This window comes from Bradyrhizobium sp., assembly GCF_030646015.1.
Classification (GTDB): domain Bacteria; phylum Pseudomonadota; class Alphaproteobacteria; order Rhizobiales; family Xanthobacteraceae; genus Bradyrhizobium.
In genome coordinates this window covers 1-21,440 of record NZ_JAUSLT010000193.1, presented here as the reverse complement: position 1 = coordinate 21,440, position 21,440 = coordinate 1, and the positions used below count along the sequence as shown (strand labels likewise).

Annotated in this window: 17 protein-coding genes; 6 read left to right on the top strand and 11 right to left on the bottom strand. The window is 64.2% G+C overall.

What is annotated here, in order from left to right; all coding sequences use genetic code 11:
• Window position 1 precedes the first annotated feature (1 nt).
• On the top strand, window positions 2–403 hold the full coding sequence (locus Q7T45_RS27305) for a response regulator transcription factor (protein ID WP_304875180.1): 402 nt from the start codon (window positions 2–4) through the stop codon (window positions 401–403).
• 102 nt (window positions 404–505) lie between these two features.
• Window positions 506–1,195, top strand: a complete 690-nt coding sequence (locus Q7T45_RS27300; RefSeq protein ID WP_304875140.1) for a helix-turn-helix domain-containing protein — start codon at window positions 506–508, stop codon at window positions 1,193–1,195.
• A 63-nt stretch (window positions 1,196–1,258) separates the two neighbouring features.
• On the opposite strand, the gene Q7T45_RS27295 is transcribed toward Q7T45_RS27300, so the two are convergent.
• From Q7T45_RS27295 to Q7T45_RS27280, 4 genes are all read right to left on the bottom strand, one after another.
• Window positions 1,259–2,497, bottom strand: coding sequence for an MFS transporter (locus Q7T45_RS27295; protein ID WP_304875139.1), 1,239 nt, complete (start codon window positions 2,495–2,497; stop codon window positions 1,259–1,261).
• A gap of 113 nt (window positions 2,498–2,610) precedes the next feature.
• Entirely contained in the window at window positions 2,611–3,093 is a 483-nt protein-coding gene (locus tag Q7T45_RS27290) for a PRC-barrel domain-containing protein (protein ID WP_304875138.1), read from the bottom strand.
• A 29-nt stretch (window positions 3,094–3,122) separates the two neighbouring features.
• A complete protein-coding gene (locus Q7T45_RS27285) occupies window positions 3,123–5,324 on the bottom strand; it encodes an amylo-alpha-1,6-glucosidase (RefSeq protein WP_304875137.1) in 2,202 nt (733 codons plus the stop codon).
• Window positions 5,325–5,414: 90 nt separating this feature from the next.
• Window positions 5,415–7,178 carry an ABC transporter ATP-binding protein gene (locus Q7T45_RS27280; protein ID WP_304875136.1) on the bottom strand — a complete coding sequence of 588 codons (1,764 nt, stop codon included), beginning with the start codon at window positions 7,176–7,178 and terminating at the stop codon, window positions 5,415–5,417.
• Between the two features lie 294 nt (window positions 7,179–7,472).
• Between Q7T45_RS27280 and Q7T45_RS27275 the strand changes: the two genes are divergently transcribed.
• Window positions 7,473–8,543: a glycosyltransferase family 4 protein gene (locus Q7T45_RS27275; RefSeq protein WP_304875135.1), complete on the top strand. Its 1,071-nt coding sequence runs from the start codon at window positions 7,473–7,475 to the stop codon at window positions 8,541–8,543.
• Window positions 8,544–8,643: 100 nt separating this feature from the next.
• On the opposite strand, the gene Q7T45_RS27270 is transcribed toward Q7T45_RS27275, so the two are convergent.
• Together Q7T45_RS27270 and Q7T45_RS27265 are read right to left on the bottom strand one after the other, a co-directional pair.
• On the bottom strand, window positions 8,644–10,590 hold the full coding sequence (locus Q7T45_RS27270; RefSeq protein ID WP_304875134.1) for an alkyl/aryl-sulfatase: 1,947 nt from the start codon (window positions 10,588–10,590) through the stop codon (window positions 8,644–8,646).
• Between the two features lie 65 nt (window positions 10,591–10,655).
• Complete coding sequence (locus Q7T45_RS27265) at window positions 10,656–11,900, bottom strand: acyl-CoA dehydrogenase family protein (RefSeq protein ID WP_304875133.1); 1,245 nt, start codon at window positions 11,898–11,900, stop codon at window positions 10,656–10,658.
• A gap of 213 nt (window positions 11,901–12,113) precedes the next feature.
• Here Q7T45_RS27265 and Q7T45_RS27260 point away from each other — a divergent pair, with 213 nt between their 5' ends.
• Together Q7T45_RS27260 and Q7T45_RS27255 are read left to right on the top strand one after the other, a co-directional pair.
• On the top strand, window positions 12,114–12,884 hold the full coding sequence (locus tag Q7T45_RS27260) for an IclR family transcriptional regulator (protein WP_304875131.1): 771 nt from the start codon (window positions 12,114–12,116) through the stop codon (window positions 12,882–12,884).
• A 74-nt stretch (window positions 12,885–12,958) separates the two neighbouring features.
• Window positions 12,959–13,939, top strand: coding sequence for a tripartite tricarboxylate transporter substrate binding protein (locus tag Q7T45_RS27255; RefSeq protein ID WP_304875129.1), 981 nt, complete (start codon window positions 12,959–12,961; stop codon window positions 13,937–13,939).
• Between the two features lie 184 nt (window positions 13,940–14,123).
• Here the strand turns inward: Q7T45_RS27255 and Q7T45_RS27250 are convergent, their stop codons facing one another.
• From Q7T45_RS27250 to Q7T45_RS27240, 3 genes are read right to left on the bottom strand one after another with little or no spacing between them, the layout of a single operon-like run.
• Window positions 14,124–15,227 (bottom strand): ABC transporter ATP-binding protein, encoded by a 1,104-nt coding sequence (locus Q7T45_RS27250; RefSeq protein WP_304875127.1) that lies wholly within the window; start codon window positions 15,225–15,227, stop codon window positions 14,124–14,126.
• A 28-nt stretch (window positions 15,228–15,255) separates the two neighbouring features.
• The gene (locus Q7T45_RS27245; RefSeq protein ID WP_304875125.1) at window positions 15,256–16,317 is read right to left on the bottom strand and encodes an ABC transporter substrate-binding protein; all 1,062 of its coding nucleotides are present in this window, start codon (window positions 16,315–16,317) and stop codon (window positions 15,256–15,258) included.
• Between the two features lie 23 nt (window positions 16,318–16,340).
• Window positions 16,341–18,110: an iron ABC transporter permease gene (locus Q7T45_RS27240; RefSeq protein ID WP_304875124.1), complete on the bottom strand. Its 1,770-nt coding sequence runs from the start codon at window positions 18,108–18,110 to the stop codon at window positions 16,341–16,343.
• Window positions 18,111–18,307: 197 nt separating this feature from the next.
• Here Q7T45_RS27240 and Q7T45_RS27235 point away from each other — a divergent pair, with 197 nt between their 5' ends.
• A complete protein-coding gene (locus tag Q7T45_RS27235; protein WP_304875123.1) occupies window positions 18,308–19,066 on the top strand; it encodes an SDR family NAD(P)-dependent oxidoreductase in 759 nt (252 codons plus the stop codon).
• Window positions 19,067–19,090: 24 nt separating this feature from the next.
• On the opposite strand, the gene Q7T45_RS27230 is transcribed toward Q7T45_RS27235, so the two are convergent.
• The gene (locus Q7T45_RS27230) at window positions 19,091–19,426 is read right to left on the bottom strand and encodes a DUF3240 family protein (protein WP_304875121.1); all 336 of its coding nucleotides are present in this window, start codon (window positions 19,424–19,426) and stop codon (window positions 19,091–19,093) included.
• On the bottom strand, window positions 19,423–21,440 hold a 2,018-nt coding region (locus tag Q7T45_RS27225), incomplete at its 5' end, for an efflux RND transporter permease subunit (RefSeq protein WP_304875120.1). The genes Q7T45_RS27225 and Q7T45_RS27230, both read right to left, overlap by 4 nt.

Below are 21,440 nucleotides of genomic sequence, written 5' to 3'. Positions count from 1 at the left end.
GATGCCGTTTCCCGCAAAGCCTACCATCTACGTCGTCGACGACGACGCCGACGTGCTCGGCTCGCTGCGGTTTCTGCTTGAGTCGGACGGCTTCAACGTCCGGACCTTCAGGAGCGGCTCGGCACTGCTGAATGCCGCCCGTTCGACCGGCGTGGACTGCTTTGTGATTGACTACAAGATGCCCGATATGAACGGCATCGATCTGGCGAAGCGCCTGCGCAACCGCGACATGGCGGCGCCGATTATCCTGATTACCGGTTACCCCGACGAGAACATCGCGGCGAGGGCCGCGGCCGCGGGCGTGCACGATGTTCTGCTGAAACCGCTGCTGGATGAGAGCCTTGTGACGCGTATTCGGGGTGCGATTCAGGGCGGCCAGGCCGCCGCCGGCCCCGGACACTGACCTACGGTATTATACGTAGGTAAACCTCCTTAAGATATCGCACGAAATTTCCAGTTTCGAAGTTGCCGCGTAGCAATGGCCATCCGCCGCAAGGAGATGACCATGCTCACCCAGACCCTCACCCCTTCCCCTATCGCCAGCCGCGTCGGCCCGGTTCCCCACTCGGCCCTCGACCAGTTCGGCGCGGTCACCGGCTACGCTGGCCTGATTGCCACCGAGTTCAGCTACCGGAAGGATGAGGAGATCTACGGCGAGGACGAGCCCGCGGAATACGTCTACCAGGTGATCTCAGGCGCCGTTCGCAGCTACAAGCTGCTGTCCGATGGACGCCGCCAGATCGGCGCATTCCATCTGCCGGGCGACGTTTTCGGGCTGGAATCGGGCAGCGTGCACCGGTTGGCGGCCGAAGCCATCATCGATACCACTGTGCGTCTGGTCAAACGCCGCAGCCTCGAACAGGCCGCTGGCGTGGACGTCAAGGTCGCGCGCAATCTCTGGGCCATGACGGCCGGCGACCTCAGGCACGCCGAAGATCACATGCTGCTGCTCGGCCGCAAGACCGCGATGGAGAAGGTCGCCACCTTCCTGCTGGAAATGGATCGCCGCCTGGCCGTCGCCGGCATGATGGCGCTGCCGATGTGCCGCCGCGACATCGGCGATTATCTCGGCCTGACGCTGGAAACGGTCTCGCGCGCGCTTTCGCAGCTGCAGGCCCAGGGCGTGCTGGGATTTTCCGGCGCCCGCCAGATCGTGCTTCGCAACCGCCAGCGCCTGCGCAACATGGATGCGTGAACTCCTCTCCTCTCCCCTCCCTAGAAGCCTGCCCGGAGAAACCTTCTCCGGGCTTTTTCTTGGTCAGCGTGCGCCGCGCCGCGTTTCCGGCATCACCAGCAGGATCATCGCAAGGCCTGTCGCCGCAACGCCGGCGAGCCCCATGAAAGCGATGTTGGTCCCCAGACGGTCGGCGGCGTAGCCGGCCAGCACGGTGCTGAGGGAGGCGCCGATCCCGGTCGCGGTGCCGACGATGCCCTGCGCCATATTGAAGTGACCGCTTCCGAAAGCCACGTCCGCCACAATCAGCGGGATCATGACGGCGAACACCGCCGCGGTGATGCCGTCGAAGATCTGGGCTGCGACCAGCAGATAGGGATCGGTCACGACGGCAAACAGCAGGCCGCGAATCGCCAGCGCGCCGAATCCGGCGAGCAGGAATGGCCGCCGCCCCCATCGCTGCGCCATGCGCCCGACCCATGGTGCGCCCAGCGCCACGATCGCCTGCGGCACGATGATGCAGAAAGCGATCAACACCGGGGCCCACTGGCTCGACCGGGTAGTGACCACCCCCGCCATCAGCGGAAGCATCGCGGCATTGGCCAGCTGCAGCAGCAGCACGCTGCCGGCGAAGATCAACAGCGGACGGCGGCGCAGCAGGCTCCAGACGCTGGTGGTACTGACGTCGGCCACGTCGCGCACGACCGCGCCATGCGCCTGCGCGACGTCGATTTCCCGCTCCCGGATTCGCCCCAGCGCCAGCATCGTCGGGATCGCCAGCAGCGCGGTGACGACAAACACCGAACGGCTCGACAGAAAATAGCCGCAGGCGCCCATCAATGCTGCGGCCGATCCGTTGCCGAGCGAGGCAAAACGGGCATTCCGTCCCAACCGCTCGCCGATCGCACGCGGCCCGACCAGGCCGAGGCTGATCGCGGCAATGGCCGGACCGAGCACACAACTTGCCGTCGCATGCAGGGTTGCGGCCGCGACCACCACGGGGAAGATCGGCCAGATGGCGTATCCGAGCGCGCACACACCGATGGTCGCGACCGCGAGGCTCGCGACCAGCCGCTCGGACCGGGCGGCATCGATGATGGCGCCGCCCGGCATCTGCCCGATCAGGCCGACGATGCCGCCGATCGACAGCACGAAACCGATCTCGACCTGAGTCCATTTCTGCGTCGTGAGGTACACCGCGATGAACGGACCGAAGCCGGTCTGCACATCCGCCAGAAAGAAGATGAACCAGTCAAGGCCGCGCAGGCTTTGGCGCGAGGGGGCAGATGTCGCCTTCGTCACCTGTTCCGGCACCAGCGACACAACCTTGTCCTTGTCGCCGCCACTATCGCCGGCCGACCGCGCGGGACGATCACCGTCGATAATGTCGATCGAATGGGACGGGCGAGCGATCAGGATATTTTCTCCGTTTCTCCCTAGCGGTCGAACTCCAGCGGGCTGAGCTTTCCGGCGGCGCCCAGCACGATGACCGGCGCATCCTCCTTGTATTCAGGCGCCGCGCTCACCTGCTCCTTGGTCAGCTCCAGGCCGATGGCGTCCTTCTTGTTTGAAATGCGCTGGAAATGCAGCGCGCTCCAGTCGACGACGATCTTGCGGCTGCCGACGCCGAGAAAGCCGCCGAAGTCGATCACCGCCGCCCGCACCTGACCCGCGCGATCGACGATCACGTCCACGATGCGTCCCATGTTCTCGTCCGCGGCACTGCGAACCTCGCGGCCGAGCATGCCATGCGCATCCCGTGCGCCGATGACGGAGACCGACGGCGGCGGTGCGGGCTCCCTGGCAGCCCCTTGCGGAACCGCGCGATTTGCCGGCGGTGGCGTGTCGCTTTGCGCGAAGGCCGGCGCCACCGCCGCCAGCACCGCTGCGAGAAACGCGATCGGCAATTTGGCACTCATAGGACCTCCTGAAACACGACGCGCCATCTTCAATGGGTCAGGACGATCGACACCTGAATCTGGCCGCGCTTACGCATCACCTCGAGCGACACCTCCTCGCCGTGGCGGCGAATCCGAAGATCGACGCTGGACGGGCCGAGTTGCAGATCGCGCAACACCACCTCGTTGAGAAAGGCCGGCAGCCGCGGGTCGCGCAGGCGGATTTCACCGCGCTGGACGTCGAATTCGAGACCGAGCGCCGCCTCCAGCAAGGTGAACGGCGTGGCACTTGCCCAGGCCTGCGGCGCGCAGGCGACCGGATAAAGCGTCGGCCCGCGGCGCTTCTCGCGCTGAAATCCGCAAAACAGCTCCGGCAGCCGCCGCAAATCCATGTAGCTCGCGGCGTCGAACAGGCCCTCGAACAGATGTTCGACCGAATGCTTCAGTCCGTAGCGCGCCAGCCCGAGCGCGATCAACGCATTATCGTGCGGCCAGATCGAGCCGTCGTGGTAGGACATCGGGTTGTATCGCGCTTCGCCCCGCGCCACGGTGCGAATGCCCCAGCCGGTGAAGAAGTGCGGCCGCATCAAATCGGCGGCGACCTTACGGGCGCGGTCCTGGCTCGCGATGCCGGTGAACAGCAGCTGTCCGGCATTGGAGGTTCGCACCTTGCACTGGCGCTTGGCGCCGTCGAGCGCCAGCGCATAGGTGCCGAGTTCCTCGCACCAGAACGCGTCTTCGAATCGCGCGGCCAGCGCCTGCGCCTCGGTCGCGAGCTGGCCGGCTTTTTCCGCCAGCCCCATGCGCAGGGCGCAGCGCGCGGCCAGCTGCTTGGCGGCAAATACATAGCCCTGCACTTCGGCCAGCGCGATGTAACCCTCGGCGAGTTGTCCGTCGGCATGGAAGATCGCGTCGTAGGAGTCCTTCCAGCCCTGATTGGCGAGCCCTTGCTCGGAGGCGCGCTGATACTCGACAAAGCCGTCGCGGTCCGGATCGCCCGCGCCGTCGATCCAGCGCAGCGCGGCCTCGATCGCGGGCCACAACTCGGCAAGCGTCTCGTCGTCGCCGGTACGTTCGAAGTAGAGACCGGCCAGCAGCACGAACAGCGGCGTCGAATCGACGCTGCCGTAATATTGCGCAAACGGCACTTCGCGCAGCGCCGCCATCTCGCCGCCGCGCATCTCGTGCAGGATCTTGCCGGGCTGGGCATCGGCGAGCGGATCGACCGACTTTGCCTGGTAGAAGGCCAGCCGCATCAGCACGCCGCGCGCGATACGCGGGTCAACCCAGAGCATTTGCAGCGCGGTGATCAGGCCGTCGCGGCCGAATGTCGTCGAGTACCAGGGAATTCCCGCATAGGGATATCGGCCCTGCGGCGTTTCCGTCATCAGCATATTGAGATCGGCCATCGCCTGGCACAGCACCTCGTTGAAGATGTGGTTGGAGGTCTCGGTACTGGTTGCGCCTGCGGTCGAGCGGCGCATTTCGCGGCGATGCGCCAGCATTCCGCGAAAGAACGGCGCCGGCTTGTGCATCAGCGGCTTGTTGCAGGACACCGCGATGAACAGCGAGGTCATCTGCTGGGGGGCGAGCTCGAACTGGTACGTCGCCGCATTGGCCAAGAGCCTTGCGGGCGCCGGCTCGAAGTGCAGCCCGGTCCTCCGCGCGGCGCCGTCCAGCCCGAGATACTCCAGCGTCACGTCCGCGGCGCCATCCACCTTGCTGGAGGCGACACCCCGGCGCGGGCGGCGTTCGCCGCGAACCTCGAACAGATCGGCGAAATCATTGTCGAACAGCAGCGTCAAATCGAAGCTCGCCGGCCCCTCGCCATGGTTGCGCACGCCGATCCGCTGATACGCGGTTCCGCGCCACAGGAAGATCGTGCGCACGATGTGCAGCATGTCCTTCTGCAGCACGATCCGGTCGCCCCGATAGACGTCGGGATTGGTAAGGTCGATCGTCAGCGCCGAGTTGTCGTCGCGCAGATTGGAGCCGAGCAGCAGCGGCTGCACGTCGTCCAGCACCAGTTCGAGTCGGGCGAGATAGCGGGTGTCGGCATTGAACAGGCCGTCGGGCCCGCCGGCGGACGCACCGATATCGCCGTGGCTGTCGAGCACGATGAAGGTATCGTCGTGCTTGAGCGAACGCCGCGGCCTCGACGCCGGCCCGGTCATCGGGATGTAGAACGGCGACTCCTGGACCGCCTCGGCCTCACGAATCTTGGATATCTGGGTCACGGCTTCCATTGCCATCGATTGCCCCTTGGCTGTTGTGCTTGCTGCGCGTTCCCCGCGAAAGGTACGCCGATCGGAACAAACTCTGACGAGAACAATGCCTGTCGCTCAGGCCGCATGCGTGGCAAGGCGGCTCATTTCCCGCGCTACCAGTTCCTGATATGGGCCGGTGCCCTGCATCAGCCGGTCGGGCGGGCCGTCTTCGATGATCGTGCCACCCAGCAGCATGATCACCCGGTCAAAATTGCGCAAGGTGGCGAGCCGGTGAGCGATCGCAATCACGGTGCGCCCGCGCATCAGCCGGCCGAGCGCCTCGCGGATCGCCTCTTCCGATTCGCTGTCCAGCGCCGCGGTGGCTTCGTCGAGCAGCAGGATCGGCGCATCCTTCAGGAATGCGCGGGCGATCGCGATGCGCTGCCGCTGTCCGCCTGACAATTTGATGCCGCGGTCGCCGACCTCGGTCGCCATGCCCTCGGGCAAGGTGTCGACGAAATCACAGCGAGCCGCTTTCGCCGCGCGCCGCACCTCGGCATCGGTCGCGTCCGGCCGCCCGTAGCGGATGTTTTCCAGGATCGAGCGGTGAAACAGCGAGATATCCTGCGGCACCACCGAGATCGCCGAACGAAGGCTCTCCTGGGTCACCTTCGAGATGTTCTGGCCATCGATGGCGATATGGCCCTGGTTCACGTCGTAAAACCGCTGCAGCAGCGTGAAGATGGTGGATTTGCCGCCGCCGGATTGTCCGACCAGCCCCACCCTTTGGCCCGCATTGAGCCTGAGGCTGAACTTGTCGAACACCTGCAATCCGCCGGGGTAGCGGAACGACACCTTGTTGAAGACGATCGCGGCTCCCGCCTTCACCAGCGGTTCGGCTTGCGGATGATCGCGCAGTTCATGCGGTTGCAGCAGCGTGGCGATGGCTTCGGTCAGCCGCGCGACATGCTGGGTGACATCGACCAGCGCCACCGCGAGATCGCGCGTAGCATTGAGAATGGAAAGTCCCAGCGTACACACCAGCACCACGTCGCCGGTGCTGGCGCCGCCGTTCTGCCAAAGCATGATCACCCAGGCCAGCAACCCGATGGTCAGAACGACGGTGATCGCGGCATGGGTCAGCCGCAGCTTTTCGAGATAGCGCAGGCTGCGGCCTCGCGCCGTCAATTCCCTGTTGACGGTCTTGTCGAACCGGTCGTGCTCGAGCCGGAGGCCGCAGAACGCGCGCACTAGCGGCATGTTGTTGATGACGTCGACCATTTCGCCGTCCACCGCGGCGGCCTTGTCGGCGAACTCGTCGTGCAGCGGCCTGCCTCTGGCAGCCAGATGGAACATCGCAATCACCATCGCACCGGCCACCAGGGTCAATCCGCCCGCCATGACAGGACTGACGGTGCCGATCAGTGCAATGGCCGCGATCGTCGCGATGCAGGGTGGCAACACGTTCCAGACGAACATGTTTTCGACGGTAAAGACGGCATTCGATGTCGCGGTAATGCGGCTCGTCAGCATCCCCGGCAAGCGCTCGGAGAAATAGCTCGGGGCGTGGCCGGTGAGATGGCGAAAGATGTCGCGGCGCAGATCGCCGGTGACGCCGACGAAGGTGAAGCTCGCGGTCCAGCTCGCGATCCGCCACAGGAAATTATCCGCGGCGATCAGCGACATGAGAAAAATGAAGGCCAGCCATACGCTGCCGGCACGGTCAGGTCCGGCCGACAACCCGTCGACAAGATATTTGACGCCATATTGCGTGCTTACCGAACAGGCAACCGCCGCAACAACGCACGTCAGGATCACCACATGCGAGGCGAGACGCTGCCTGATATAGCGCAGCACGAATGCAAAGGGGCGTAGTGCATATCCTGAGAGACTGGCCATGGGACGATGCAAACCTGTTGAAGGAGCAGGAGGATCTACGGCGCGCGCACGAAGACGTGAAGAGCGGCAGGTCGGAGTTCCCGCCGCGCGGCCATCACTGCGCAACAATCCTGCAGCATCAGCAACGATAGAAACCTGATCGGGCTGGATGGCATCAGCAAGACCACAGTGTGGAAGAAGTACGCTTGCACAGGGGAACTTCGCACATGCGAGAACGTTCCCGACTCGGCATCCCCACGCCAACACCTCCAAGGGGCGTTTGTTCAACGCTTATGCACAACAGGAGACGAATAGATGCGCATCGCGCAGGTTGCTCCGCTGACAGAAGCTGTTCCCCCCAAACTGTATGGCGGAACCGAACGGGTCGTACACTGGCTGACCGAGGAACTGGTCGCGTTGGGAAACGACGTCACGCTGTTCGCCAGCGGCGATTCGCAGACCTCGGCGAAACTCGACGCGACTTGGCCGAAGGCGTTGCGCCTCGACGGATCGGTGCGCGATCCCAATGCCTTGCACATGGTGATGCTGGAGCGGGTGCGGCAGAAATGCGATGATGAGGAATTCGACATCCTGCATTTCCATCTCGATTACTATCCGTTCTCGCTGTTCTACCGGCAGCCGACCCCCTTCCTTACCACCATGCATGGTCGGCTGGACCTGCCCGAACATCAGCCGGTATTCACCACCTACTCGCGGGTTCCAGTGATTTCGATCTCGGACTCGCAGCGACGCCCGGTGCCGCAGGCCAACTGGCTCGGCACCATCCATCACGGCCTGCCGGAAAAACTGCTGACGCCGCAGCTGTGCAAGCCTGGTTATCTCGCGGTGCTCGGCCGGATTGCGCCGGAAAAGGGCGTGGACCGCGCGATCCGAATCGCGACCCGCTGCGGCATTCCGCTCAAGATCGCCGCCAAGGTCGACCGGGCCGATCAGGAGTACTACGACGAACTGATCCGCCCGATGATCGACAGCAATCCGCTGGTGGAATTTATCGGCGAAATCGGCGACTCCGAGAAATCGGAATTTCTGAGCGGCGCCATCGGCCTGCTGGTCCCGATCGACTGGCCGGAGCCGTTCGGCCTCGTGATGATCGAGGCGATGGCGTGCGGCACGCCAGTGATCGCCTATAACCGCGGCTCGGTCGCGGAGATCATCGACGATGGCCTGACCGGCTTCATCGTCGAGGATGAAATCAGCGCGGTCGCCGCGGTCGGCCGGCTGGCCGGGCTGAACCGCGATGCAATCCGCAAGCAGTTCGAGGCGCGCTTCACCGCGCGCCGCATGGCGCTGGATTATCTCGCCGCCTATCGCAGCCTGATCGAAGCCGCCAAACCGCGCATCAAGCTGGTGAGCAGCGCGGAGTAACGTCCGTAGGGTGGGCAAAGCACAGCGTGCCCACCATCTTTGTCGCGACACATTGTGGTGGGCACGGCGCGAAGAGCGCGCCTTTGCCCACCCTACGACTTCAGCTCACCGCCACCCGCTTCGGTTCGACGATCTCGAACATCCGCGGGAATTCGTCCATCAGCGCCATCAACTCGGCGAGCCGCATCGGATTGCCGGTGAATTTGATTGCCCCGCTGCCGACGCCGTCCTGAAACGTCGTCAGCTTCGCGATCACCTCGTCGAGCGTGCCACGCGGCAGCGTGAAGCCGGCGTCCGCAGTCGCCGCCTGCGCGCCCGCGACATAGGTCAGCGCGCAGTTCTCCAGCGTCAGGACAAACGTCTCGCCGGTATCGGTGAAACTCCAGTTCAGCACGATGTGCTTGCCTTCGGCCTTGGGGCCGTTGAGCCTGACACCGAGCACGTCCCACAATTGCTCGGTGCGCAGGGCCGCCAGCGTCTCGCGCGGCATCGCTGCGCGCGCCGGCACCTTCGGCATGCCCTGCCGCAGCTCCTGCGCGCCGAACAGATAGGCGTTGCGCCAGGTCGCACTTTCGGCGGCATAGCCGAGCTGCTCCATGGTATCGGCCAGCAGCGCGCGGGCGGCCTGATTGTCGGGATCGGCGAACACCAGATGGCTCAACGCCTGCGCGATGAAACGAAACTCACCTCTTGCAAAGTCCTTTGCAGCCCGCGCAAGGATCGTATCGGCGCCGCCCATATATTCGACGTATTTTTTGCCGGCCTCGACCGGGGGCAGCGGATCGAGATTGACCGGATTGGCGTCGTACCAGCCGAGATATTTCTGGTAGATCGCCTTCACATTATGCCGGATGTGGCCGTAATAGCCGCGCGCATGCCAAGCGCCGTCGAGACTGGCAGGCAGTTTTATCGTTTCGGCGATTTCGGTTGCCGTCAGCCCATGGTTCATCAGGCGGATGGTCTGGTCGTGCGCGAATTTATAGAGGTCGCGCTGCTGGCGGATCATGGTGTCGATGCGCGCTTGTCCCCACACCGGCCAGTGGTGCTGGCCGCACATGGCATCGGCCTTGCCGCCCCACATCTGCAGCGCCTCGCCGAGATATTTCGACCAGGCCAGCGCGTCGCGCACGTCGGCGCCGCGAAACGGCAGCAGATTGTGGAAATTATGCGTGCAGTTTTCCGCCAGATTCAGAAGCTTGTAACGCGGAATGAAGAAATGCATTTCTGCCGGCGCTTCCGAGTTCGGCGCCATCTGGAATTCGAACTCGACCCCGTCGATGCTCCTGATGTCGCCGGTCGCCATGATCAGATCGGTCGGGCGCAGCAGCGCCACCGAACCCGTCGCCATCGACTTGCCGAGGCCGCAATCGATCTGCCCGCGCGGGCCTTTTGTCAGCAGCGGCCCGAACTGGTACTGCGCGCGCCGCAACATCGCGGGGCCGGCGATGATGTTTTCGGAAACCGCATGCTCCATGAACAGGTTGGGAGCGATGATCGGAACCTCGCCGCCGGCCAGCGCCGCCTCGTCGAGCACGCCGCGCGCACCGCCCCAATGGTCGGTATGGGTATGGGTGAAGATCACCGCCGCCACCGGCCGCTGGCCGCGGTGCTGGAAATACAGCGCCATCGCAGCGCGCGCGCCTTCGATCGAGGTCAGCGTATCCACCACGATGACGCCGCTGTCGCCCTCGATCAGCGTCATATTGGCGATGTCGAGCCCGCGCACCTGATAGACGCCGGGCACGACTTCGAACAGGCCGTGGTTCATGTTGAGCCGCGACTGCCGCCACAGGCTCGGATCCACCGTCGGCGGCGCTTCCGCTTCGGACAGGAAGCCATAGGGCTCGAGGCTCCACACCACCCTGCCCTGCGCGTTGGCGATCCGCGCATTCTCCACGGTGCCGAGAAAGCCGCGCGCCGCCTCGTCGAAATCGCGCGTATCTGAAAACGGCAGCGCCTTCAGCATTGCCGCATGCTGCGCGACCACGGGCGCCGAAGCGTCCTTCGGGGTTTCCTTAGAGATTTCGCTGGTGCCTGCTTGGGCCATCTTGTTCTTGCTCCCTCGCGTGATGAGACTACTTCTCCCTCTCCCGCAAGCGGGGAGAGGTTGGATTATGACGGCCGCGCCGCGAGATACGGTGAGTCCGTGATCGACCAGGACGGCATCGCTTCCATCTTGAAAATCTGCCGCAGATGCACCTCGTCCGGCCCGTCGCCGATCCGCAGCAGGCGTCCCCAGGCCAGCGCCTGGTGGATCGGGGTATCGTCGGATCCGCCCATCGCGCCGAACACCTGCATGGCGCGATCGGCGATCCGTTGCAGCATCGCGGGCACCGCGACCTTGATCAGCGAGACGTCGCGCCAGGCACCGTGGTGGCCGGCCTGGTCCAGCCGCCACGCGCAGCGATAGGCCAGGAGGCGCGCCTGCTCCAGCTCGACGCGGGATTCGGCAATCCAGCGCTGCACGGTGTCGTATTGAATGATGGCGCGTCCGAAGGCGGAACGCTCGGCCGATCGCACCATCATCAGCTCGATCAGCAGTTCGCACAGCCCGATCGAGCGCATGCAATGGTGAATGCGCGCCGGCCCAAGGCGGATCTGGGCGACTTTAAAACCCTCGCCTTCGGCGCCGAGCAGGTTTGCGGCGGGTATGCGAACATTCTCAAAGGCCAGTTCGCCGATCGGGGCGGTGTGATCCTCGCAACCCATCCAGCGCAGCGATCGCACCAGCCGGACGCCGGGCGTCTCCATCGGCACGATGATGCAGGAATGGCGGCGCGTGCGGTCGGCCTCCGCATCGGTCACGCCCATCACGATCAAAAAACTGCAGCGCGGATGCGCAGCCCCGGTGATGAACCATTTGCGCCCGTTGATGATGTAGTCGTCGCCGTCGCGGACCATGCGCGTGGCGATATTGGTGGCATCGGACGAGGCGACGTCGGGTTCGGTCATGCCGAAGGCCGAACGGGTTTTGGCGCCGAGCAGCGGCTGCAGCCAGCGCGCCTTCTGTTCCGACGTAGCGCAATTCTGCAGCGCGATCATGTTGGGCACGTCGGGCGCCTGGCAGTTGAAGACTTCGGAGGCCCAGAACAGCCGTCCCATGATCTCGGCCAGCGGCGCATATTCTGAATTGGACAGCCGCGTCCCCGGCTCATCATCGGCGAGTTCGGGCAGGCCGAGATTCCACAGCCCCGCCTGCCGTGCCTTCTGCTGCAGCTCGGCCATGAAGGGCGGCGCCTCCCGGCTGACGGCGACGTGCTCGAGCCAGGCGCGGTGGCGCGGCAGCACTTCCCTGTCGAAGAAGGCTTGCAGCTTCGTTCGCCATGCTTCCGACCGTTCGGATAAATCGAATTCCATACCGCCTCTGGATTCCTGATCTGACGCATTTTGTTGACGCGAACCGGCCGCCACTTCGCCTGAAAACGCCCCGGTGGAGGCGGCATCTAAACGCATGTGGACACATATTGCAAATCTGTTTCGATATGTTGACAAAATTTCGCTGCTTGTCCAATATTGCGTATGGCTTCGACATCCCCCTTAAGCCGCCCTGCTGCTGTCAGACCGAAAGCCGTGGCGGACCACAGCGATCCGTCCTTTGCGACCACTCTGGCGCACGGGCTCGACGTGCTGGCCGCGTTCCGCAACAGCACCGGTTCGCTGTCGAACGCGGATCTCGCCGCCAGCACCGGCCTGTCGCGGCCGACGGTGTCACGGCTGACGCACACGCTGGCGCAGCTCGGCTATCTCAAGCGCGACGCCAAGGGACGCTTCCTGCTCGGGCTTGGCATCCTGGCGGCGGCCTATCCCGTGCTGTCGCCCCTGAAGGTGCGGCAACTGGCGCGGCCCTTGATGCGCGACTTCGCGGCTTACACCGGCGGTACGGTATCCATCGCGATGCCGTTCGGCCTCGACTTCATCTATGTCGAGACGCTGCGCACCACCGATGCCGTGCCGCATATGCCCGACGTCGGCTTTACCGGAACGATGGCGACCACCGCGGTCGGCCGTGCGCTGCTGTCGCTGTTCACCGACGACGAACGCGACACCTACGTGAAAACCGTGAAGGCGGAGCGTCCGGAAGAGTTGAAATACGTGCAAACGCGGACGCTGCCCGACAGCGAGCTCTGCAAGGAACGCGGATTCGCGGTCTCGCTCGGCGAATGGCGGCGCGAGATCTTTGGCGTCGCAGCACCGCTTTACCGCACGCCGACCGGCGATTGCCTTTCGGTGAATTGCGGCATTCCCTCGTTTCGCTTCAGCGCCGAGCAGATCGAGCGCGAATGCGGGCCGCGCATCCTCGGCCTCGCCCGCAGCATCAGGTCACTCGTCGCCAACGAATAGGTTTCATCACCACGGTCCAACAAACCAGAACAAAAGACATCGCTCGAACGATGTTTCGTACATGGGAGGGGAAAATGAGGGGCATCCGGACCTTTGGCTTCGCTGCGGGGATCGCCGCAACCATGCTGGCCGGCGCCGCATGGGCGCAGGCGACGGACAATTATCCGAATCGCCCGCTTCGTATCATCGTGCCCTACCCGGCCGGCGGCATCGTCGACCTCGTCGCCCGCGCCGTGACCGAGCAGGTCGGCCGCGACTGGAAAACACCTGTCATCGTCGAGGCAAGGCCCGGCGGCAACAGCAACATCGGCACCGCGGCGGTCGCGCGAAGCGATCCCGACGGCTACACCTGGCTGGTCACGGGGCCGGCGGTGCTGGTTAATCCCGGCCTCTACAAGGATGCCGGCTGGGACACGATGAAGGACTTCAAATGCGTCGGGCTCGCGGTCTGGAACCAGAGCGTGGCGGTGGTCAATCCCACCCTGCCGGTCAAGACCATCGGCGAATTCGTCGAACTGGCGCGCAGCAAGCCCGGCGAGCTCAACTTCGGCAATCCCGGCACCGGCTCATCGATCGACCTGAGCGCGAAGAAACTGTTTCAGGTCGCCAACATCGAGCTCACCAATGTCGGCTACAGGGGCCAGCCGCCGGCGCTGATCGATTTGATGACCAACATCATGAATTTCGAGATCGTGTCGCTCGAACTCGCATTGCCGCACATCAAGGCGGGCACCATCAAACCGCTCGCGGTATTGACCGACAAGCGCGTCGCGGATCTTCCCGAGGTGCCGACCATCGCGGAGGCCGGATTTGCCGAAGCCGCCTATCTCCCCTGGTACGGCATCTACGTGCCATCAGCCACGCCCGAGGCGCTGGTCAAGAAAATCAACGAAGCCATCAACAAGGCGCTGCAACATCCCGACGTCCAGCGCCAGCTGTCGGTCGCCAACATCCCGGGCAAACCGATGCCGCTGAACGAACTCGCCGCGCTGATGAAGGCCGATCATGAGAAGCTGACGAAGGTGGTCAAGACGTCGGGCATGGCGCTGCAGTGAGACTCTGATCCAAGACCACTGCCGTCATCCTGAGGTGCGAGCCGTCTTAGGCTAGAAGGATGGATCAGAGCTCTAACCTCTCATCCTTCGAGGCTCGACCTGCGGTGCAAGTGCACCGCACGGCTCGCACCTCAGGATGACGCCGTGCTTCGTCGCGAAGTGCTCCTCGCAATGACGGCTTCTGCTACTCGTAATTCGACGGCCCCATATCCCGATACGCCCAGCAGCCCTCGCGCGGCAGCGATACCGTGGTCTCCTCTCCGACCTGATGACGCGCGGCGGTGCCGAGTTCGAGCGCCTCCAGCCGGCGGCCGAACAGGTCGACGTCATAGACGGTCTGGGTGCCCTGATAGCGGCGATCGACCACGCGCGCGGGAAACTGGTTGACGCCATCCTGCTTGCCAAGCCCGATGGCTTCCGGCCGCAATGCGATCCGCACCTTGTCGCCTGAAACGAGCGGCTGCAGCAACGCCGCCTCGCCGGAGTGCCCACCACCGAAGTCGACCACGCCGAATTCGCCGTTGCGCCCGACCAGCGTGCCGGTCAGTTCGTTGGTCGCGCCGGTAAAGTTGGCGACGAACAGATCGGCCGGCCGGTTGTAGATCTGGTCCGGCGTGCCGATCTGCAGCAGCTTGCCGTCGCGCATCACCCCGATGCGGTCGCCGAGCACCACCGCCTCGGCCTGGTCGTGGGTGACGTAGAGCGCGGTCATGCCGGTCTGCTTGAGGATGATGCGGAGATCGTCGCGCAGCCTCAAGCGCAATTTCGCATCGAGGTTCGACAAGGGCTCGTCGAGCAGCAACAGCTGTGGCCGGTACACGATGCTGCGCGCCAGCGCGACGCGCTGCATCTGGCCGCCCGACAGCGCCACGACAGGCCGGTCGGCGTATTCCGTCAGGCCCACCAGCGCCAGCACCTCGTCGACCTTGCGGCGGGCCTCGGCGCGCGCGATTCCGCGGTGTTTCAGCGGATAGACCACGTTTTGCCGCACGGTCATGTGCGGCCACACCGCGTAGGACTGGAACACCATGCCCAGATCGCGCGACCGCGGCGGCACCAGGATGCCGCGCTCGGGCGACGACACCAGGTTCCCGGCGATGCTGATGTCGCCGCCGGTCGGATGCTCCAGCCCGGCGACGCAGCGCAGGGTCGTGGTCTTGCCGCAGCCGGAGGGGCCGAGCAGCACCACGATCTCGCCGGCCGGCACGGCGAAGCTGACGCCGTCGACGGCGGGCCGGCCGATCGGAAACTGCTTGCGCAGGTCCGTGACGTCGAGGGTCGCCGTCATGAGGTCATCGATCGCATGAACGTGACGATCACTGGCGATACCCGAACGTTTTGTCCCATTCCGCCACCCATGGCTCGTGCAGCTTGACGTATTCCTCGAACTTCGGGAACCAGACCTTGACCACCTTGGGATCGAATCCTTCAGGGTAGACCGGCGCCACCTTGAGCGAGGTCAGATTGCCGAGTTCCTTGATCATGAAGGTCTGGCCCTCCTTCGACAGGCACCAGTTCAGGAACAGCTTTGCGGCATTGGGATTGGCGGCGGTCTTCGGAATTCCCGTGGCGTAGGGATTGGCCGGCGTCCCCTCGGGCGGGAAGAAAATCGCGATCGGTGCGCCGTCCTTCTGCTTCGGGTAGATCGCATTGTAGAGCAACGGGCCCATCGCGACTTCGCCGCGCACCATCGAGTCCGACATCGGCGCGCCCGAGGGATAGAGGATCGGATGGGTCGAGGCCTGCTTCTTCCAGTAATCCTCCCCCAGCACCTGGCGCTCGAACATGATGCGGGTCCAGGTGGTGCCGCCGGACCGGGCGAACACCTGCCCGGTCATCTTGTCGTATTCCGGCTTGGTCAGATCCATCCAGCTCTTGGGCGGGTTCTTGACCAGTTCGGTGTTGTAGGCGATCGACCAGACCAGGGTCACGCGCGGCCAGAGGTTCGGCGCGATCTGCGCCTCCGGATTGTAGTCGGCGGCGTTCGGCGGCGCATAGTCCTGGAACATGTCGGCCAGCGGCTGCATCAGCGCGCGGTCGGAATGATCGACCACATCGGCGATCAGCTTGCCGGCGGCGGCCTCGGTCTTGACGCGGGTGATGAGCTGACCGCCGGGCGCACGCACCATCTCGATCTTGATCTCGGGAAAACGCTTCTGGAATTCCTTGATCACCCGCTGTTCCACTTCGGCGAAATTCGCGGTGTAGTAGACCAGCTTGCCTTCCTTCTTCGCCGCCGCGATCAGTTCGGGCGAGCCGAATTCCTGCGCCTGCGCTGGCAGCGCGCCCAGCGCGAGCGCGAGACCGGCGGCGCCGGCTATAGCGATGAGTCTGGTAGCGATCCTGGTAGCGATCCTGGCAACGATCTTTTCGTTCATGGCCGATCCTCCCTTGGTTTCAATTATCCCGCGCGGGCAACACTGCCCTGAGCCTGCCCGCGTGACAGCCAGTTGGCGCCCCCGATGAGAACGCCGAGCAAAACCGTCTGCACCAGGCTGAAGGCGGCGGTCTTGCCGAGATTGCCGCCTTCGTAATAGTCGAGCAGCAGCACCGACATCACCATGGTGTTGCTGGTATAGAGAAACAGCGACGAGCCAAGCTCGCGGATCGCCAGCACGAACAGCAAGGTCATCGCGGCCAGCACGCCCGGCCGCGCCAGCGGCAGCACGATCGTCCTGATGGTGCCGAGCATGCCCTTGCCGCAGACCCAGGCGGCTTCCTCCAGTTCGCGGTGGATCTGCAGGAACGAGGTCGACAGCGCCTTGACCGTATCCGGCATGAAGCGCGCGATGAAGGCCAGCGCCAGAATCCAGATGGTGCCGTAGAGCCCGCCGGGAATCCCGATCCAGGCCCAGAGATAGGCGACGCCGACCACGAGGCCGGGGATCGCCACCGGCAAGGTCGATATCAGGTCGATCGAGCGCCGGCCCGCCACCTTGGTGCGGTGGATGGTGTAGCCGATCGCGAAGGCCAGCGCGCCGCCGACCACCGCGGTGATGATTCCGACCTCGATCGCATTCCAGATCGAGCGCAGCGTCAGCGGATTGTCGAAGATGCTGTAGAAATGCATCAGCGAATACTGTTTCATGTCGAACAGGCTGGCGGCATCGCGAATGAACATGAATTTGCGGAACGCCGCCACGATCAGCGCGAGACTCGGCAGGATCACGACGACGACGAGATAGACCATGCCGAGGCCGAAGGTGAACCAGCGCCACCGGCCGAGATCGAGATTGCGCGGCCGGTAGGCCTTGCCGGCGACGGTGGTGTAGCTGCGCCCGCTCAGCACCCGCTGCTGCAGGAACACCAGCGCGCCCGTCACCACCATCAGGATGATCGCGACCGCGGCGGCGGTGTTGTAGAGCGGCGGCGACCAGTTGGTGAGTTTGAAAATGTAGGTGGTCAGCACGCTGATGTTGGTTGGCGCGCCCAGTACCGCGGGGATGCCGTAGATGCCGAGCATGACGATGAAGGACAGCAGCATGCCGGAAACGATCGCCGGCATGATCAAGGGAAACGTCACCGTGAACACGGTCGCAAACGCGCTGGCGCCGGAGATTTCCGCGGCCTCTTCCAGGCTCGGATCCATGTTGCGCAGCGCCGAGGAGGTAAACATGTAGACGTAAGGCGCGTAGTAGATGCCGAACACGAACACCAGACCCCACATCGAGTAGAAATCGACCCGCCAGTCGAGCCCTATCCATTTGAACATGGTGTTGATCAGGCCGGTTTTCGGCGAACCGAGGATCGCCCAGGCTACGCCTGCGACCAGCGGCGGCGCGAACAGCGGCAGGATGCTGGCGGCGGCGATGAATCCCTTGAACGGCGTGTTGGTGCGCACCACGATCCAGGAGAACGCCAACCCGATCACCACCGCGATCAGGGTGCCGCCGCCACAGGCGATCAGCGTGTTGACCAGCGCCTCCGCGACATTCGGGTTGGCGAGCACGACGAGGAAGTTGGTGACGGAGAGATGGCTGAGGCTGAAGCCGTCGACCACCGGATTGGTGTCGGTTAGCGCGCCCAACAGCAGCGTGAGCAGCGGATAGATCACCAGAAAGCCGAGGATCGCCAGCAACAGCGCGACCCAGGAGCCGGCCAGCACGCGCCGACGCACGCCCTCGCCGCCGCTGCGCGCAACCTCAATGCGCCGGCCCTCCTGTCCGTTCAAAGCGTTCTTCCCCTTGGCCGGCGAGCGGCCTTCTTTATTCTTATGCGCCAAGCCTAGTCGAAGCCGCGGCCGGCGGGAAGTGGCAGAAAGTCGGTCGATGGAGGCGTATTCGTCGCACCCGTGGGACAGGGGCGCTCTTCTTCAGGTGACTTCGCCGGTTCCTACGCTCTAGGATACGCCCGTTCAGGAGGGCTGCCGTGAAGAGTGCGATTTATCCGAGTCTCAAGGACAAAGTGGTTTTCATTTCCGGTGGCGCCAGCGGCATCGGCGAATCCATCGTGCGGCACTTTGCCGAGCAAGGCTGCAAGGTCGGCTTCGTCGACATTGCCGACGACGCCGCCAGGGCCCTGATCGCCGACATCGGGCCAACAGCCCGGCTGCATTACGAGCATTGCGACGTCACCGATATTGCGGCGCTGAAGCAGGCCATTGATGCGGTGCGCAAGGCGCTCGGCCCGATCACCATCCTGGTGAACAACGCCGCGCACGATCAACGGCACACGATCGACGAAGTCACGCCTGAATTCTGGGACAACCGGCTTGCCATCAACCTCAAGCACCAGTTCTTTGCGGCGCAGGCCATCTATCCCGACATGAAGGCCGCCGGCGGCGGCGCGATCATCAATTTTTCGTCGAGCGCGTGGATGACCGCAACGGCCAATCTTTCGATCTATTCGACTGCGAAGGCCGGCGTGCTGGGCTTGACGAAATCGCTGGCGCGCGACCTTGGCGTCCACAATATCCGCGTCAACGCCGTGATCCCGGGCTGGATCATGACCCAGCGCCAGCTCGACCTCTGGCTGACGCCGGAGGCTGAAAAAGGCCTGATGGAGCGGCAATGCCTGAAGCACAAGCTCTATCCGGCCGATTGCGCGCGGATGACGTTGTTTCTGGCCTCGGACGACGCCTCTAGCCTGACAAGTCAGAGTTTCATCGTGGATGGCGGCAGACTCTAGCATTGGGCCCGAAGGGCGTCCCGCTCACTCTACGGCCTTATCCTCGGCGTCACCGATCACGCCAAATTCCGTGACCGGCACGATCCAGTAAACCAGTCTCGTTCCTGCGAACGCTGTCCTGATCCGGGCGAGTAATTGCGCGGCATCCTGCTTTTCCAGAATGATCCGCACCAGCACCTCGTCGGCGTGACCCTTCACCTGTTCGGCCGTCGACTCCAACCGGACCGCAGGCCCGTGACCGGCGCCGTCGGATGCGGTGAATCCGGATACCAGATCGCGCTGCTCGCTGAGATAGTCGAACAGCTCTTCGCGAAGGTTGCGAGCAGCGATCAACATCAGGCATACGGGTTCGCTCGTCATTTGACCGCCTTCGCAACCCCGCCGAACCGGCGATAGAGGATCGGCAGAAGGACCAGGGTCAACAGCGTCGACGACAGCAACCCGCCGATCACCACGATGGCCAGCGGCTTCTGGATTTCCGATCCGGGACCGGACGCGAACAGCAACGGGACAAGTCCGAGCGCGGTGATACTCGCGGTCATCAGCACCGGCCGCAACCGGCGCCTGGCGCCCTCCACGACAATGCGATCCTCCGGGAGACCGTGGGCGCGCAACTGATTGAAGTAGGAGACCAGCACGACACCGTTCAAGACCGCGATACCGAGCAGCGCGATGAATCCGACCGACGCCGGAACGGACAGGTACTCGCCGGTCAGGACCAGCGCAAACACACCGCCGATCAGAGCGAAGGGGATATTCACCAGCACCATCAGCGCCTGGCGGATTGAACCGAAGGTGGTGAAAAGCAGCACGAAGATAAGCCCGATGGCGACCGGAACGACAATCGACAGACGTGCGGCGGCGCGCTGCTGGTTCTCGAACTGGCCACCCCAGGTGAGCCGATACCCCTGCGGCAGCGCCAGTTCGGTCCCCACCTTCTGTTGTGCCGCCTGGACGAAACCAACCATATCGCGTCCTCGAACATTGGTCCGCACCACGCTCATCCGGGCGCCGTCTTCACGGTCTATCTTGACGGGGCCGTCGACCCGATGAATGCGGGCGACCTGGGAGAGCGCCACATGCTGCCCCGACGCCAGCGTCAGGGGCAGGTTGGGCAGCAAGGTAGGCGCCTCGCGGGTCTGCTCGCTGCCACGAAGCAGTATCGGCGTGCGGCGTCCCGCTTCCAGCGCGGTGCCGATGGTCCGGCCCTCGATCTGGGTGCGTAGCGAGGCGGCAATCGTATCCACCGCCAGACCGAGACGACCCGCCTCCAGCCGATTCACGGCGACCGTGTAATACTGCGCGCCTTCGTTCAGCGTCGTGTAGACATCCTCGGCTCCATCGATGCCGGACAGGATCGCAGACAGCCTGTTTGCGATCTCGTTCAGCTTGCCGATGTCGGGACCGAAGATCTTCACCGCGACGTCGCCGCGCACGCCGCTGATCATCTCCTGGACGCGCATGTCGATCGGTTGCGTGAAACCGAGTGAAAGTCCCGGAAAGTCATTGAGCACCTTGCGCAGCTGCTGAATCAGGGCGGCTTTGTCGGCCGTCTTCCTCTCCTCCGGCGGCTTCAGGACCAGAAACGTGTCGGTCTGATTGAGTCCCATCGGGTCGAGGCCGAGTTCGTCCGATCCGGTTCGAGCGACGATTCCCGCGACGTCGGGAACGCCCGCAAGAATAGCGGCCTGAAGCCTGGCATTGATCGCATTTGCCTGGTCGAGATTGACCGACGGAATCGCCTCGACGCTGACGATGATGTCGCCTTCGTCCATGGTCGGCATGAATGTCTTGCCGAGCTGCGTATAGGCAAAGCCCGCCGCAACGAGGGCCGCCACGGCTGCGACCATCACCTTGCGCTCATTGGCCAGCGCCCAGCCGAGCGCAGGCGCATAGCCTCGCGAGGCAAGGCGGATCAGCCAGGGCTCCCGGTGCGGGGCCGCCTTGAGCAGGAACGAGGTCGCTACCGGAATGACCGTGAGCGCCAGCAACAGCGAGGCGGCCAGCGCAAAGATGATGGCGAGCGCCACGGGGATGAACAGCTTTCCCTCGAGGCCCTGCAGCGCCAGCAGCGGCACGAAAACGATGATGATGATGAGCACGCCCGTTGAAACCGGCTCCAGCACCTCGCAGACCGACCGGAACACAATCTGGACGAGCGGCGTCGTCTTTCCTTGTTGATCCTTGCTGAGGTTTCCCACGATGTTTTCGACCACGACCACAAGCGCGTCGATCAGCATGCCGATGGCGATCGCGAGTCCGCCCAGACTCATCAGATTGGCCGACATGCCGACCGCGCGCATCACGATCAGCGCGATCATGATCGCAAGCGGCAGGCTCAGGGCGATCACCAGCGAGGCGCGCCAGTTGCCGA